Below are 712 nucleotides of genomic sequence, written 5' to 3'. Positions count from 1 at the left end.
CACCACCGGGCAGCCGGCCGCCAACGCGGGGGCGAGCTTCCAGGTCTCCAGCATGAAGGGGGTGTTCCAGGGCGTGATCAGCCCGGCCACGCCCACCGGCTTGCGCACCACGTAGTTGAGCTGGGCGGAGCCGACCCGGTACACGTCCTCACCGAGATCGCTGATCACGTCGGCGAAGAAGCGGAAGTTCTGGGCCGCCCGCTTGGCCTGGCCCCTGGCCTGGGTGATGGGCAGGCCGGTGTCCGCGCACTCGACCTCGGCGATCATCTCATCGCGCGACTCGATTGCGTTCGCGATGCCGCGCAGGATCACCGCCCGCTGCTCGCCGGACATCCGCGGCCACGGCCCGTCGGTGAACGCCTTGCGCCCCGCCCGCACCGCCGCGTCCACGTCGGCCGCCTCGCCCGCGGCCACGGTCAGCGAGACCTGGTTGGTGGCCGGTTCGATCGCATGGAAGGTCGCGCCGGAGGCGCTGGGCACGTGGGCCCCGTCGATGTAGTGCTCCAGTTTCAACCTGCGATCTCCTTGCTCTGTGCCAGCAACTCCTCGATCCGCTGGACACCGGCGGCGGTCGGGGGGATGAGCGGCGGCCGTACGTGTGCGGAGGCGATGAGGCCGCGCTGGTGCAGGACCCATTTGGCTGGTGCCGGGTTGGTCTCGACGAACAGCAGGTCGACCAGGGGGTGCAGGGCGTAGTGCAGGTTCAGGGCGG

Annotated in this window: 2 protein-coding genes; both read right to left on the bottom strand. The window is 70.5% G+C overall.

Going from position 1 to position 712, the window contains the following annotated elements; genetic code table 11:
• The coding region (locus ACH34R_RS44180) for an aldehyde dehydrogenase family protein (protein ID WP_397567632.1) at positions 1-513 on the bottom strand (513 nt) is incomplete at its 3' end.
• Positions 510-712: dihydrodipicolinate synthase family protein (locus ACH34R_RS44175; protein WP_397567631.1), on the bottom strand; the 203-nt coding region annotated here is incomplete at its 5' end. The genes ACH34R_RS44175 and ACH34R_RS44180, both read right to left, overlap by 4 nt.

Source organism: Spongiactinospora sp. 9N601, assembly GCF_044326295.1.
GTDB lineage: Bacteria > Actinomycetota > Actinomycetes > Streptosporangiales > Streptosporangiaceae > Spongiactinospora > Spongiactinospora gelatinilytica.
This window is presented reverse-complemented; position numbering and strand designations above follow the sequence as displayed.